This is a genomic window from Allorhizobium sp. NPDC080224 (genome assembly GCF_050281005.1).
Lineage (GTDB): Bacteria > Pseudomonadota > Alphaproteobacteria > Rhizobiales > Rhizobiaceae > Allorhizobium.
The window spans coordinates 450,160-465,156 of record NZ_JBNNWJ010000001.1; the positions used below are offsets into that span (position 1 = coordinate 450,160).

Below are 14,997 nucleotides of genomic sequence, written 5' to 3' on the forward strand. Positions count from 1 at the left end.
GGGGCGGTGACGATAGCTGATTCCGCCCTTGCTTTTTTGCCTGCCCCATTCGTCCGTTGGTTCGGCGAAAAGGGCTGGCAACCGCGTGACCATCAGCTGGAGCTTTTAGCCCGGGCGAGATCCGGCGAGAATGGCGGCGAGAGCGTTCTCCTGATCGCGCCGACCGGGGCAGGCAAGACGCTCGCAGGTTTCCTGCCGTCGCTGACCGAACTGACCGAGCGAGGCCACAAGAAACCGGGCGAGGCATTCACCGGCATTCACACGCTCTACATCTCGCCGCTCAAGGCGCTCGCCGTTGATATCGAGCGCAACCTGATGAAGCCCGTCACCGAGATGGGGCTTCCGATCACCATCGAGAACCGCACCGGCGACACACCGGCTCACAAGCGCCAGCGGCAGAAGACCAATCCGCCGGATATTCTTCTCACCACGCCGGAGCAGGTGGCCCTGCTGCTCTCTCATTCCGATGCCATCAGGTTCTTCAAGGATTTGCGCTTCGTCATCTTCGACGAACTGCATTCGCTCGTAGCCTCGAAGCGCGGCCATCTGCTGTCGCTTGGTTTGGCGCGGCTGCGGAAACTGGCTCCTGATCTGAAGACCATCGGGCTTTCTGCAACCGTCGCCCAGCCTATGGATCTGCGCCGCTGGCTGGTCGCACAGCGGCCGGACGAGGAGGCGGCAGCCGGCCTGATAACGGTCGAGGGCGGTGCGCGACCCAATATCACCATCCTCCAGACAGAAGATCGCATCCCCTGGTCCGGACATCGGGCGGTCTATGCCATTCCTGAGATCTACAAGGTCCTCAAGGACTTCCAGACGACGCTGCTCTTCGTCAACACGCGCTCCCAGGCCGAGATGCTCTTCCAGGAGCTCTGGACGGTCAATGACGACAACCTGCCGATCGCGCTGCATCACGGTTCGCTCGACGTCTCCCAGCGTCGCAAGGTGGAGGCCGCCATGGCCGAAAACCGGCTGCGCGCGGTCGTCGCCACCTCGACCCTCGACCTCGGCATCGACTGGGGTGACGTCGATCTCGTCATCCATGTCGGCGCGCCCAAGGGCGCCTCGCGACTTGCCCAGCGTATCGGTCGCGCCAATCACCGGATGGACGAGCCCTCGCGCGCCATTCTCGTTCCGGCCAATCGTTTCGAGGTCATGGAATGCCAGGCCGCACTCGATGCCAACTATATCGGCGCCCAGGACACGCCGCCGGTCGGCGAAGGCTCGCTCGACGTGCTGGCCCAGCATGTGCTCGGCATGGCCTGCGCCGATGCCTTCGATGAGGAGGAGCTCTACCGCGAGGTGACGACGGCGCTTCCCTATGCAGCGCTCCCGCGCGAGACCTTCGCCCGCATCGTCGACTTCGTCGCGACCGGCGGCTATGCGCTCCGCACCTACGAACGCTACGCCCGCATCCGCCGCCGCAAGGACGGCTTATGGCGCGTGTCCAATCCGCAGGTCGCCCAGCAGTATCGCCTCAACCTCGGCACCATCGTCGAAATGCCGATGCTGAATGTCCGGCTGGTCAAGCGCAACCATCTCGGCTCCATCGGCCGCGGCGGCATGACGCTCGGCAAAGTCGAGGAGTATTTCTTCGAACAGTTGACCCAGGGCGATACCTTCCTCTTTTCGGGCAAGGTGCTGCGCTTCGAGGGCATCAGAGACAACGAATGCCTCGTATCCAACGCCTTTTCGATGGATCCGAAAATCCCGGCCTATGCCGGCGGCAAGTTCCCGCTCTCGACCTATCTCGCCGAGCAGGTGCGCGCCATGCTCGACGACCCCGATCGCCGCACGGCGCTGCCGGATCAGGTGCGCGACTGGTTGTCGCTGCAGGCGGAGAAGTCGGTTCTGCCCAAACGCGGCGATCTGCTGATCGAGACCTTTCCGCGCGGCGAGCGCTTCTACATGGTGATCTATGCCTTCGAGGGACGGCTCGCGCATCAGACGCTCGGCATGCTCTTGACCCGTCGGCTGGAACGCATGCGCGCCAAGCCGCTGGGCTTCGTCGCGACCGATTATGCCCTCGCGATCTGGGCCTTGGAGGACATGGGCTCGCTGATCGCGCGGGGAGCACTCAGCCTCGCAGACCTCTTCGATCAGGACATGCTGGGAGACGATCTCGAAACCTGGCTCGACGAGAGCTTCATGCTGAAGCGCACCTTCCGCAACTGCGCGGTCATCGCCGGCCTGATCGAGCAGCGCCATCCTGGCAAGGAAAAGTCCGGCCGGCAGGTGACGGTGTCCTCCGACCTGATCTATGACGTGCTGCGCAGCCACGAGCCGGACCATATCCTCATGCAGGCGACGCGACAGGATGCCGCCGCCGGACTTTTGGACATTGCCCGCCTTGCCGATATGCTGGAGCGAATCAAGGGGCACATCCTGCACAAGCGCTTGACGCAGATCTCGCCGCTCGCCGTGCCGGTCATGCTGGAGATCGGCAAGGAGCCGGTCGCTGGCGAGGCCCAGGAGCATGTGCTGTCCATGGCGGCGGAAGATCTGATCGCCGAAGCCATGGCATGAATCATGCGGAGCGGCTATGACGAGGCCTGATGCTGCGGAATGAAGACATGACGGGTATGACGGCAAGGCGCCTCGCGCCAACAGAGACACTGGAAACGATGGCCGAGATTGCGCTTTCGGGCGTAGCCGCGGTCTGTGATCTGACCGGCGCCATGTATCTGCCCGACCACCGCACCCTAGTTGTCTCCGACCTGCATCTCGAAAAGGGCGCGGCCTTTGCAAGGCGCGGGCAACTACTGCCGCCCTACGACACGCTGGCAACGCTTCGTCTGCTCGAGAACGTGGTGACGCGTTACCAGCCGGCGACGATCATTAGCCTCGGCGATAATTTCCATGACCGCGTCGGCTCGGCGTTGATGCCCCCTGTCTTCCGCGAGATGATCCTGGCGCTTGCTGCCGGACGAGACATCGTCTGGATCAACGGCAACCATGATCCTGATGGCACGACGGCTTTGCCGGGCGTGTCGATGGATGAGTTTTCGCTCGCAGGCCTCACCTTCCGCCACGAGCCTTCGCTCGCCCATGGCAAGGGCGAGGTCGCGGGCCACCTCCATCCCTCAGCCACCGTACGCCGCCGCGAAAAATCGGTCCGCCGTCCATGCTTTGCGACAGATGGCCTGCGCATGGTGATGCCGTCCTTCGGCGTCATCACCGGCGGCCTCGATCTGCGCCACAAAGCTTTCACTGGCCTCTTCGCCCGTACCGACCTGATCGCCCACCTGCTCGGCCGCGACCGGATCTATTCGGTTCGCTACGGCAACCTGCTGGGTTGAACCTCAATCCTTCCGGAAGATCAGGCTCGCAGCCCATCCCGTGATCAAGGCAAGCAGCACGGCAAATGTGCCGTAGGCCAGGGGCTGTTGATGGGCGGCTTCTGTTATCGCTTCTTCCAGACCCGTCTTGATGACTCGCAACGGCAATTCCCTCTCCCCGATGAACTCGCCCGACTTGAACAGGTAGGCATGCACCGTATGAACGCCATTGGGGATATTGGCGGGTAGCCGCAACCTCGCCTGAAACAGGCTCGATGACACGAAGCGCACGCCGCCTGTGTCGCGCTGGTAGAGGCCGCCATTCTGTTTCAGCCTGCGGAATGCCTCGCGAAACTCGCGGAGGTTCGCGGAATTGCTGATGAAACCGGTGGGCGTCAGCGCGAGGTGATCGATGCCGATGCCGAGAGAAGTCAGAACCCCGTCCTCCGCGATCTCTTCCACCGGCCGGGTGCTTGCCAAGGAATAAGAGATCGGCATTCGCTCGAAGGTCAGCGACGTCCGATTGACCCAGATCCCGAACAGCCGCTCCTTGCGGCGCACGGTTGTCCAGTCACGTGGCCCTTCCAGGGTCACAACGATATCATATTGCCCGATGGCAAGAAGCAGTTGGTCGGTGTTTGTGAGTGCGCCAAAGACGGTGAGATCAGCGCCAGAAAAGTCCGAGGTGATCGCGATCTCGCTGGTCGAGATGCCGATCTCAAGGCCTTCGCGTTCCGCAAGCTGCGTCGTTAGCGGATCCTGGGCCGCCGCCGGGGTCGAGCAAGCGGTGAGGGTAGCCAGGGCGAGAGCGAGAAAAGCTGCCTTCATCTCAGCCTCCGATCGCCAGCGAGTAGATGTCGTCGGGCGTCACGACCAGTTCGACCGCAAGACGCACACCGACCGCGAGCACGAGAAGCCCGAGCAACGCGCGCAACTGTTCACCGCGCAGCTTCTGGCCGACACGCACGCCATATTGCGCGCCAATCACGCCGGCCACCATCAGGATGAAAGCGAGTACGATGTCGACGGAATAGTTCGTCGCCGCCTGGACGATCGTCGTATAGGCGGTGGTGAAGATGATCTGGAAGAGCGAGGTCCCGACGACCACGTTGGTCGGGATGCGGAGCAGGTAGATCATGGCCGGGACCATGATGAAGCCGCCGCCGACGCCCATGACCGAGGTCAGGATGCCGATGCCGAAACCGAGTGCAAGAATTGGGATGACGCTCAGATAGATTTTCGATTTCTTGAAGCGCATCTTGAAGGGCAGGCGATGCACCCAATTATGCTGCCCTGGCCGCTTCAGCGGGACGGCTTCGTTGCGGGCGGCCCGGCGAAGCGCCCGCAGGCTCTCCGCCAGCATCAGCCCGCCGACGGTTCCGAGGAAGATCACGTAGAGCAACGAGATGATTAGATCGAGCTGGCCGAGACGCCTGAGCCACGAGAAAATGAAGACACCGATCGTCGCGCCGACGAGACCGCCTATCAACAGGACCGTTCCGAGTTTCATATCCAGCGAGCCACGCCGGAAATGCGAGATGGCGCCCGATACGGAGGAAGCGACGACCTGGTTGGCGCCGGTCGCAACGGCGACGACAGGAGGAATGTTGTAGAAGATCAGGAGTGGCGTAATCAGGAAGCCACCGCCAACGCCGAACATGCCCGAGAGGAAGCCGACAGCCGCGCCCATTCCAAGAATGATGAACACGTTGACCGACAACTCGGCGATCGGCAGATAGATCGTCACGTCAGGACCTCAAATGCGGGAAGCCGCGCGTTGGCGCGCGGTCACGTCAGGGCATTCAGCCCCTCGTTCTCTCTCATGCTGGATAGGCGCAAGTCCTTGATCGGACTTGCTCCCCTTTGAATTCTTTTCTGCGCCTCAAGGCCATCCAAGTCAATTCGAGAGCCCGTCATAGACCCTTATTCGCGGTCTTTTGTGACAGCCACATCATTTGTTGCGGGCCAGAAGCTCGGTCACCAACTTATCCGTCACCTGACCCGTCGGCTGTTCACCGATCGATGTCTGGAAGGCCTTGATCGCCGAGACGGTCTTGGCACCCATCACGCCGTCGGGCGTTCCTGCGTCATAGCCGTTCTTGTTGAGAATGGCCTGGATGTTACGGATCGCCTTCTTCATGTCGACGCTTGCGGTTTTCAGGCCCTTGCCGGCCCATTCGTCCGGCGTATTGACCGAATTGGCGTCCGGGTCCATCTCCTTGGCCTTCCAGAGGTCCACCTCGGCGCGGGCGCGTTCGAGTTCTTCCGGCTTCAGTGCATTGGCCACTTCGTCGCGCTTCTGAGCAGCATCCGTATCGCCACCCTTGGCTGCGATCGCAAACCACTTGTAGGACGTCACTAGATCAGCCGAGGTCCCATTGCCACGGGCACTGAGGATCGCGAGGTTGAACTGGCTGTCTGAAATACCGTAATCAGCGGCCTTGCCGAACCATTCCACCGCCTTGGCATAGTCCTGTGCCCCATCCTTGCCGGAGGCATAGATGACGGCGAGGTTGTGCATGGCGCTGGCATTGCCGGCATTCGCCGCCATTTCATAGTAGCGCTTCGCTTCGCCGATATTGGGTGCGACGCCCGTGCCCTTTTCGAGGAAATTGGCCAGACGATACTGGGCAGGCGCAAAACCCTTGTCGGCGGCGAGGCGATACCACTTGGCCGCTTCGGCAAAGTCGTTCTTCACACCGCGCCCTTCGGTATAACGTGCGCCGATTTCGAAGAGCGCGACCGGATCGCCATTCTTGGCAGCAATCGAAAGCGATGGCGGCGTGATTTCCGAGGGAACGACGATCTCTGCTGACGGAGCCGCGGGCGCGATTTCCTGGGCGACAACGACGTTGGCCGCGGAATCGGCAACCCTGGTTGGCGCTTCGAGTGTCTGGCTGGGCGCGCTGGCCGCGGGCGCCATCAGCGCACTGACAGGAGCCGTCTCACCCGCCTGAACACGTGCCGGTGTCGTCGATGCGGCCTGAACGGCGACGAGGTCTTCCTCAGTCTCGGCTGGAGGCTCTGCCTGAGCGGAGGCCGCCGACGGTGTCGCCGTGCCGGTGTCGCTCTGGACAGCAGCTTCACCAGCGGTCTCGACCGCAGGTTCTGCGATGACGGCCTCGCTCGTCTCATTCGGGCCGGTCTCTTCGACAACAGCGGGCGCATCGCTGCGGGTCAGCGTATTGACGAGCGGCATGGCCATGGCAACGAGGAGCACGGCGCCCACGGCCATCATGATGGGGCGGCGATACCGCGCGAAGAGGGAGGTTTCCCCTGACTTCGCCTTGGCCTTCACATCGGCCATCGTCTTGTTGCCCGTAGGCGCTGCCTTCTGGGCGCGATCCATTTCCATGGCGGCTGCCTGGGCGGCGCGCCGGGCGGCGGCGATGTAGTCGGTACGGTCCCCGTTGTCGGCGCCGGCAGGGGTTGCGCCCTTGGCTGCCTGCTGACTGGCACGAACGCGCTCAAGGATTTTGCGTACATCGGGCGCTCCGGAGCCGGGCTCAAGGAGTTCATTCGCGTCGTCGGGCGGCAGCACATCGACCGGATCGATCGACGGCGAAGGGTCGACCATCTGGCGCGGTTCGGCAGGGGCCTTCGGCGCCTTCTTGCCCGGCATCAGCTTCTTGCCGAGACCGGCGAGCAGGCTGGGCTTCGCAACCTTCTTTTCACGCGCGGCATCGATCACCGGCAGTGCGGTCATGGTCTGGGCGAAATCGTCCGCTGCCGCGAGCAGTTCCTGATCAATCGGATGTGCCGGTTCGGTGACGGGTTCCGCCATCATGCGCGGCGGTTGCGGAACCGGTGCCGCGGCTTCAGGTGCGCGCGGTGCGGGAGCAACAGGAGCCTGGGCGAAGAGAGGTGCTGCTTCGGTCTGCTGTCCGATATGGTGCAACTCGTCGAGCCTTCCGGCGATCTGCACGAGCGTGTCATGCAGGGCCTCGAAGGTGCGGTGGGTCCGCTCTTCCGAATGACGGCTATAGTCTTCGAGCTGCTTCAGGTGATCGGACAGGGCCGACAGCGCAGAAATGTCAGCCGATGCCGCCTGGCTGCCGACTGGGAAGCGCTGGGCGAAGTTGGCCATGACGGTTTCGGCGGCCTGACGGGCTGCCTCGATGATGTATTCGTCGCTCGTCGCAACATAATCCTCAAGGGCCGAGATCCGGCCAGAGACCTCTGGATCGGACGGCGACGGCTGGCTGATCAGCTGGGAGAGATGGGCGATCTGGTCTTCGAGCCCCTTGAGGCTTGCGCTTTCGCCGGTAGGGGCGGAGGAGCTGGTTTCCTCAAGACGGTCGACAACGGCATTCAAGCGGTCTTCGAGGTTGCGCAGGGCACTGTCATCGATCATGGCGACCGGCTGCGGCGCGTCGAGCTCCTCAATGTGGCGCGCCAGGATTTCGAGCCGATCGGCAAGGCGGTCGTTGACGGCACTGCCGTCGAGCGCATCGATCTTGCGGGAGATGTCGGCGAGGTAGCCGGTCAATTCCGGCGCCGGCGCCGGCCGCTGTACCTTTTCGAGCATGTAGGCGAGTTGTTCGAGACGCTCTTCCAGGCGGACGGCGCTTTGTTCGGTGGAGAGCTGTTCGATGCGCTCCGTCAGGAGTTCGAGCCGCTCGGCCATCTCGTGCGAGGCATCCGGCTGCGGCGGGCGCCGCTCGGAAATGGTCTCGATCTGTCGGGCAAGGCCGGTGAGCCGCTCTTCCAGCCGATGGAAGGTTGCCGGATCATTGCCCGGACCGGTGTTGCGGCTGCCGGCCGCGATGGCACGGGTGATTTCGTCGAGCCGCATGTCGAGCGAGGCGAACTGCTCGGTGAGCTTGCGCTCGTTCGGATCGATATGTGCGCCGATATGTTCGAGCGCAGACGCGACGGTCACCAGCTTGTCTTCCAAAGCCCGGATCGCGCGCGTGTCGCCCATGCCGCCGAGCTGCGACTTGATGTCGTCGAGGCGGTCGGCGATGCGGATGATCTCGTCGCGCATCGCGCCGGTGTCGAGGCCATCGAGACGGACCTCGACATCTTCCCAGCGGCGCTCTATGCGGCGCATGGAATCCTCGCGGGCAAGGCCGTCCATGAGCGAGCGCAGGTCATCGAAGTCCTCACGCAGACCGTCGGTGCCCGGAGCCTTGATGCCCTCGAGCCGCTGGATGCTTTCAGCCAGACGGGCGATGTCCTGGCGCATGTCGTCTTGGGGGCGGCTTTCTTCGGCGAGCTGGCGGATCGAGCGCATCTCGTTGCGAAGGCCGGAGATCTCGCGCGACAGGCTTTCGCCGATATCCTGCTTGAGCTCGCGGCGAAGGCCGCTCAGGGCTTCCACGATGTCGTCGCTTGCGCGCGCCGGCATCGGGGCGCTCGGACGGGTGGTATAGGCCGGCTGCGGATCGACAAGCGGAGGAACGGGTTGACGCAAGGGCGCACGCGCCGGCGCATCGTCGCTGCGGCTGTAAAGGCTGCCTTCGCTGCCGTGTTTGCGGCTTTCTTCCAGAAGGCGCTGGCGTTGGCGAATTTCAGCCAGGGGATCTGGCCGCGTATTGCGCTCGCTGCGCGGCGGATCGCTCGCGCGACGACCGGGAAGCGCGCGTGACACCGGCTCGTCTGCACCGCGGCTGCGGGCCGTCTGCTGGCCGATAAGGCCCTCGATGCGAGCCTCGAGCCCTTCGATCGTGCGGCTCAAGGCATCCAGCGAGGATGGGCTGCCGGGCCGTTGGGTCTGGGATCGCGATCCGTTCATGGTTCTGCTCGCCTCGATGGTGCCGGATGCAAAGTGCGTCCGAATGCGTCCGGGTGGTCCTGTGTGACCTCGACGAATGCCTCTTGCCCAAAGGGTGATGAGGGCGCGTCGGAATCGCGGATGGATCACCAGCTTTCGAACGCAACCTTTCATGAAACATGGTAAACAAGCCGTTAAGCTTCGCCAAAAATCGGTGAATGCGGAGGTCTTCAGTCTCCCGCCACGCCCGCACAAGCACCTTTCGTTAGAAGCCATGCACGAAAGGGCGGACGCCGCATCCGGCACAAAAATGCCGCAGCCAAAAACTTTGACGTTTACGCGCACGTCAATTATTTGTATAAGCAGACCCAATCCGATCCCGTCGGAAATCATGTCTTTGGAGGAAGATGCCCGATGCCCGTCTACAAGGCCCCCGTAAACGACACGCTTTTCATTCTCAACGACGTGCTTGGCCTGGAGCGCTATAACAACCTGCCCGGCTTCGAGGACGCAACGCCCGACATGATCGAGGCGATCGTCGGTGAGGCAGCGAAGCTCGCGGAAGAGCAGCTCTTCCCGCTTAATCTCTCCGGTGACCAGGAAGGCTGTGTCCGTTCGGATGACGGTTCGGTCAAGACGCCGAAGGGTTTCAAGCAGGCTTACGACGCCTACTGTCAGGGTGGCTGGCTGGGCCTCGCAGTTCCGGCCGAATACGGCGGCCAGGGCCTGCCCTATACGCTGCATTCTGCAGTTGGCGAATACATGTCGTCCGCCAACATGGCACTGATGATGTATCCTGGCCTCACCCAGGGCGCGATCGCCGCGATCCTGGAGCATGGGTCCGACGAGCAGAAGCAGAAGTATCTGCCGAAGATGGTCGAGGGCATCTGGACCGGCACTATGAACCTCACCGAGCCCCATTGCGGCACCGATCTCGGCCTGCTGCGCACCAAGGCGGTTCCTGATGGCAACGGCGCCTATAAGATTTCCGGCCAGAAGATCTTCATCTCGGCCGGCGAACACGACATGTCGGATAACATCATCCACCTGGTGCTCGCCCGTATCGAGGGCGCACCCGAAGGCACCAAGGGCATTTCGCTCTTCATCGTGCCGAAGTTCATGGTCGGCGACGATGGTTCGGTGGGCGGCCGCAATACGGTCACCTGCGGCGCCATCGAACACAAGATGGGCATCCACGGCAACGCGACCTGCGTCATGAACTATGACGAGGCGACGGGTTACCTGATCGGCGCTGAGAACAAGGGTCTCGCGGCCATGTTCGTCATGATGAATGAGGCCCGCCTCGGCGTTGGCCTGCAGGGTCTGTCGATCTCCGAAATCGCCTATCAGAACGCCGCCAACTATGCCCGCGAGCGCATTCAGGGCCGGTCTCTGTCAGGTGCCAAGGCGCCGGAAAAGAAGGCCGATCCGATCATCGTGCATCCCGACATTCGCCGCACGCTGCTGACCATCAAGGCCTTCAACGAAGCCGGCCGCGCCTTCACCCTGTGGACGGCGCTCAAGTCCGACGTCGCGCACCGTTCCGGCGATGCGGCTGAAAAGCAGCTTGCCGACGACGTGCTTGGCCTGATGACGCCGATCCTCAAGGGCGTCTTGACCGACAAGGGCTTCGACCATGCGGTCATGGCCCAGCAGGTCTATGGCGGCCACGGCTATATCGAAGAATGGGGCATGTCGCAGTATGTCCGCGATGCTCGCATCGCGATGATTTACGAAGGCGCAAACGGCATCCAGGCGCTCGACCTCGTCGGCCGCAAGCTTGGCCTCAATGGCGGCCGTGCCGTCATGGCGCTGTTCAAGGAAATCGGCGATTTCTGCGAAGGGAACCGTAACGACGAGAAGATGGCCTCCTTCACCAAGAGCCTGAAGAAGGGCCTGAACGATCTGCAGGCTTCCACCATGTGGTTCATGCAGAACGCCATGGCCAAGCCCGACAATGCCGGTGCCGGTTCGACCGACTACATGCACCTCTTCGGCCTCGTCGTGCTCGGCTACATGTGGGCGAAAATGGCCAAGGCGGCGAACGATAACCTGGCCGCAGGGTCTGGCGATGCCGACTACTATAAGAACAAGCTGTTGACCGGCCGTTTCTATATGGAAAAGGTCATGCCGGAAACGGCGCTGCGCAAGGCTCGCATCGAAACCGGTGCCGACAGCCTGATGGAAATGGCCGCCGAGGCGTTTTGATTGCGCGACCTGCTCCCTCCCCCTTGTGGGGAGGGGTGGGGAGGGGCCTTTTCAAGCTGCACCCTCTCCCCGTCGCTGCGCTCCGACCCTCCCCACAAGGGGGAGGGTTGACCCGAGGATGCAGCCCCCGTCTTGTCCGGAAAACGGCAGGGGGAGGACAGTAAAATTCCGGCGCCCCCATGCGCCCAAGGGAGAGAGATGATGACTGACGCTTTCATTTACGACCACGTGCGCACGCCCCGCGGGCGCGGCAAGAAGGACGGATCGCTGCACGAAGTGCCGACGCCGCGCCTGGCCGCCAAGACGCTGGAAGCGCTGCGTGACCGCAACGGCCTCGACACGTCCACCGTCGACGACATCATCTTCGGTTGTGTCGATCCGGTCATGGAAGCCGGCGCAGTGATCCCGAAGGCCGCCGCCTTCGAAGCCGGTTATGATTTCGCAGCCCCCGGCATGCAGATCTCGCGCTTCTGCGCCTCGGGTCTCGACGCGATCAACCTCGCGGCCGGCAAGGTCAAGGCTGGCTCCGACGACATCGTGATTGCTGGCGGCGTGGAATCGATGTCCCGCGTCGGCATGGGCATGTCAGGCGGCGCCTGGTACATGGACCCCTCGGTAAACTTCCCCGGCTACTTCATGCCGCAGGGCGTTTCCGCAGATCTGATCGCCACGAAATATGGCTTCACGCGCGACGACGTCGACGCCTATGCTGTCGAAAGCCAGAAGCGCGCTGCCGCCTCCTGGGCTGCCGGAAACTTCGCCAAGTCGGTGATCCCGGTCAAGGACGGCAATGGCCTCGTCATCCTCGATCGTGACGAGCACATGCGCCCCGGCACCGACATGCAGTCGCTGGCCAGCCTCAACGCTTCCTTCCAGATGCCGGGCGAAATGGGCGGCTTCGAAGCCGTTGCCATCCAGGCCCACCCCGAGATCGAGCGCATTACCTATGTCCACCATGCCGGCAACTCTTCCGGTATCGTCGACGGTGCTGCTGCCGTTCTGGTCGGCTCCAAGGCCGGCGGCGAGGCGATGGGCCTGAAGCCGCGCGCCCGCATCCGCGCCTTCACCAATATCGGCTCCGACCCGGCCCTCATGCTGACCGGTCCTGTCGACGTGACGGAAAAGCTCCTGAAGCGCACCGGCATGAAGATCTCCGACTTCGACCTGTTCGAACTGAACGAGGCCTTCGCCGCTGTCGTCCTGCGCTTCATGCAGCATTTCGAGGTCGACCATTCGAAGATGAATGTTGCTGGCGGCGCCATCGCCATGGGTCATCCGCTCGGTGCCACCGGCGCGATGATCCTCGGCACCGTTCTCGACGAGCTGGAACGCCGCGATCTGAACACCGCGCTGGTTACGCTCTGCATCGGTGCGGGCATGGGCACGGCGACGGTCATCGAGCGCGTTTGATGGGGTTTAACCCTCCCCTTGTGGGGAGGGTGGCCGGCAGGCGGGAGGGGCCTTTGCACAAGATCCCCTCCCCAACCCCTCCCCACAAGGGGAGGGGCTTAACCCCGCCAGATCGCACCCAACGCGGAGCGGCGGCGACATCGGCGAAATCAAGGGAAGAGGAATCCCAACATGACCTACAAGAACTTTACCATCGAGACAGACGCAGACGGCATTGCACTCGTCACCTGGGACATGCCCGACAAGTCGATGAACGTCTTCACCGTGGAAGTGATGGACGAGATCGAGAAGATCCTTGACCAGACCGTTGCCGACGACGGCATCAAGGGCGTGGTCTTCACCTCCGGCAAGTCCTCCTTCTCCGGTGGGGCCGATCTCACGATGATCAAGGGCATGTTCTCCATGCTCGAAGAGGAAAAGGCCAAGGACCCGGCCGCCGCCGTCCAGAAGCTCTTTGACGCCGCCGGTCGCATGACCTGGCTCTGGCGCAAGATCGAGACCAACGGCAAGCCATGGGTTTCCGCCATCAACGGTACCTGCATGGGTGGCGCGACCGAACTGTCGCTCGCCTGCCATGGCCGTGTGGCCTCGAACGCCAAATCGGTCAAGATCGGCCTGCCGGAAGTCAAGGTCGGCATCTTCCCCGGCGCCGGTGGCACGCAGCGCGTTGCTCGCCTCGCCAACACGCAGGATGCCCTGCAGATGATGACAACAGGTCAGACCCTGTCGGCCGCCCGCGCCAAGGCGATGAACCTCGTGCACCAGGTCGTCGAGCCCGGCGAACTGATCAATGCCGCCAAGCAGATGATCAAGGACGGATTGAAGCCTGTCGCCCCCTGGGACGAAAAGGGCTTCAAGGTTCCCGGCGGTGGCATCTGGACGCCTGCCGCAGCCCAGCTCTGGCCGGCCGCGTCCGCGATCCTGCGCCGCGAAACCGCCGGCAACTACCCGGCAGCGCTTGCGATCCTGAAGAGCGTCTACGAAGGCCTGCAGGTGCCCTTCGATACCGGTCTCAGGATCGAACAGCGTTATTTCACCGAGATCGTCCAGACCACCGAAGCCTATTCGATGATCCGCTCGCTCTTCGTCTCGATGCAGGAGCTGAACAAGGGCGCCCGCCGCCCCGCCGGTCAGCCGAAGTCGGAGATCAAGAAGGTCGGTGTCGTTGGTGCCGGTTTCATGGGCGCCTCGATCGCATACGTGACGGCTGCGGCCGGCATCAATGTCGTGCTGATCGACCGTGACATGGAGGCTGCGGGCAAGGGCAAGACCCATTCCGAAGGTCTCGTTGCCGGCGCAGTCGGTAAGGGCAAGCTCACCAAGGACGAAGGCGACAAGCTCCTGTCGCTGATCACGCCCTCTGACGACTACGGCACGCTCGCCGACGCCGATCTCGTCATCGAAGCCGTCTTCGAAGACCGCGACGTCAAGAAAGCCGTTATCGAGAAGGTCGAGGCCGTCCTGCCGGAAGGCGCAATATTCGCTTCCAACACCTCGACGCTGCCGATTACGGGCTTGGCCAAGAACTCGAAGCGCCCGGTCGATTTCATCGGCATCCACTTCTTCTCGCCGGTCGAGAAGATGATGCTGACCGAAGTCATCCTCGGCAAGGAAACCGGCGACAAGGCACTGGCCGTCGCCCTCGACTACGTGGCTGCGATCAAGAAGACCCCGATTGTCGTCAACGACACCCGCGGCTTCTTCGTCAACCGCTGCGTCCTGCGCTACATGTCCGAGAGTTACAACATGCTCATCGAGGGCGTTCCGCCGGTCATGATCGAAAATGCCGCGAAGTTCGCCGGCATGCCGGTCGGTCCGCTGGCACTGAACGATGAAGTGGCGATCGATCTGTCCTACAAGATCCTGAAGGCGACCGTTGCCGATCTCGGTGAAAAGGCCATCGACCCGCGCCACATGGAACTCGTCTCCCGCATGGTCGAAAAGGAAGAGCGCTTCGGCCGCAAGAACGGCAAGGGCTTCTACGACTATCCGGCCAAACCCGCGAAGAAGCACATCTGGCCGGGCCTGAAGGATCTCCATCCGCAGCTGAAGCCAGAAGCTGTCAACGTCAAGACGCTGCAGGAACGCTTCCTCGCGACCATTGCGCTCGAAGCCGCCCGCACTGTCGAGGAAGGCATCGTCAACGACCCGCGCGAAGCCGATGTCGGTTCGATCCTCGGCTTTGGTTTTGCACCTTACACCGGTGGCGCGCTGTCCTACATCGACGGCATGGGCGTGAAGACCTTCGTGGAGCTCTGCGAACGCCTCGCCAAGGATTACGGCCCGCACTTCACCCCGACGCCGCTGCTCAAGGACATGGCTGCCAAGGGCGAAACCTTCTACGGCCGCTTCGACCCCTACGGTGAAGCCGCCAAGGCTGCCTGA

At 62.8% G+C, this 14,997-nt stretch carries 8 protein-coding genes; 5 read left to right on the forward strand and 3 right to left on the reverse strand.

Going from position 1 to position 14,997, the window contains the following annotated elements; all coding sequences use genetic code 11:
* Positions 1–6 precede the first annotated feature (6 nt).
* Positions 7–2,526 (forward strand): ligase-associated DNA damage response DEXH box helicase, encoded by a 2,520-nt coding sequence (locus ACQKP1_RS02270; RefSeq protein ID WP_427274038.1) that lies wholly within the window; start codon positions 7–9, stop codon positions 2,524–2,526.
* 56 nt (positions 2,527–2,582) lie between these two features.
* Positions 2,583–3,299 (forward strand): ligase-associated DNA damage response endonuclease PdeM, encoded by a 717-nt coding sequence (gene pdeM / locus ACQKP1_RS02275; protein ID WP_427276379.1) that lies wholly within the window; start codon positions 2,583–2,585, stop codon positions 3,297–3,299.
* Positions 3,300–3,302: 3 nt separating this feature from the next.
* Here the strand turns inward: pdeM and ACQKP1_RS02280 are convergent, their stop codons facing one another.
* The 3 genes from ACQKP1_RS02280 to ACQKP1_RS02290 form a co-directional block, all read right to left on the reverse strand.
* Positions 3,303–4,106, reverse strand: a complete 804-nt coding sequence (locus tag ACQKP1_RS02280) for a TIGR02186 family protein (protein ID WP_203019436.1) — start codon at positions 4,104–4,106, stop codon at positions 3,303–3,305.
* Position 4,107: 1 nt separating this feature from the next.
* The gene (locus ACQKP1_RS02285; RefSeq protein WP_203019437.1) at positions 4,108–5,025 is read right to left on the reverse strand and encodes a sulfite exporter TauE/SafE family protein; all 918 of its coding nucleotides are present in this window, start codon (positions 5,023–5,025) and stop codon (positions 4,108–4,110) included.
* A 204-nt stretch (positions 5,026–5,229) separates the two neighbouring features.
* On the reverse strand, positions 5,230–9,015 hold the full coding sequence (locus ACQKP1_RS02290; protein ID WP_427274039.1) for a peptidoglycan-binding protein: 3,786 nt from the start codon (positions 9,013–9,015) through the stop codon (positions 5,230–5,232).
* A gap of 393 nt (positions 9,016–9,408) precedes the next feature.
* Here ACQKP1_RS02290 and ACQKP1_RS02295 point away from each other — a divergent pair, with 393 nt between their 5' ends.
* The 3 genes from ACQKP1_RS02295 to ACQKP1_RS02305 all read left to right on the forward strand — a co-directional run bounded on the left by ACQKP1_RS02295 (position 9,409) and on the right by ACQKP1_RS02305 (position 14,997).
* Positions 9,409–11,202: an acyl-CoA dehydrogenase C-terminal domain-containing protein gene (locus ACQKP1_RS02295; protein WP_427274040.1), complete on the forward strand. Its 1,794-nt coding sequence runs from the start codon at positions 9,409–9,411 to the stop codon at positions 11,200–11,202.
* A gap of 201 nt (positions 11,203–11,403) precedes the next feature.
* Complete coding sequence (locus ACQKP1_RS02300; RefSeq protein WP_203019442.1) at positions 11,404–12,612, forward strand: acetyl-CoA C-acetyltransferase; 1,209 nt, start codon at positions 11,404–11,406, stop codon at positions 12,610–12,612.
* Positions 12,613–12,783: 171 nt separating this feature from the next.
* Complete coding sequence (locus ACQKP1_RS02305; protein WP_427274041.1) at positions 12,784–14,997, forward strand: FAD-dependent oxidoreductase; 2,214 nt, start codon at positions 12,784–12,786, stop codon at positions 14,995–14,997.

Bases quoted from the DNA above. Each gene is read 5' to 3' on its own strand.
- pdeM (WP_427276379.1), top strand. From the start codon at position 2,583: ATGACGGCAAGGCGCCTCGCGCCAACAGAGACACTGGAAACGATGGCC.
- ACQKP1_RS02280 (WP_203019436.1), bottom strand. From the start codon at position 4,106: ATGAAGGCAGCTTTTCTCGCTCTCGCCCTGGCTACCCTCACCGCTTGC.
- ACQKP1_RS02290 (WP_427274039.1), bottom strand. From the start codon at position 9,015: ATGAACGGATCGCGATCCCAGACCCAACGGCCCGGCAGCCCATCCTCG.
- ACQKP1_RS02295 (WP_427274040.1), top strand. From the start codon at position 9,409: ATGCCCGTCTACAAGGCCCCCGTAAACGACACGCTTTTCATTCTCAAC.
- ACQKP1_RS02300 (WP_203019442.1), top strand. From the start codon at position 11,404: ATGACTGACGCTTTCATTTACGACCACGTGCGCACGCCCCGCGGGCGC.
- ACQKP1_RS02305 (WP_427274041.1), top strand. From the start codon at position 12,784: ATGACCTACAAGAACTTTACCATCGAGACAGACGCAGACGGCATTGCA.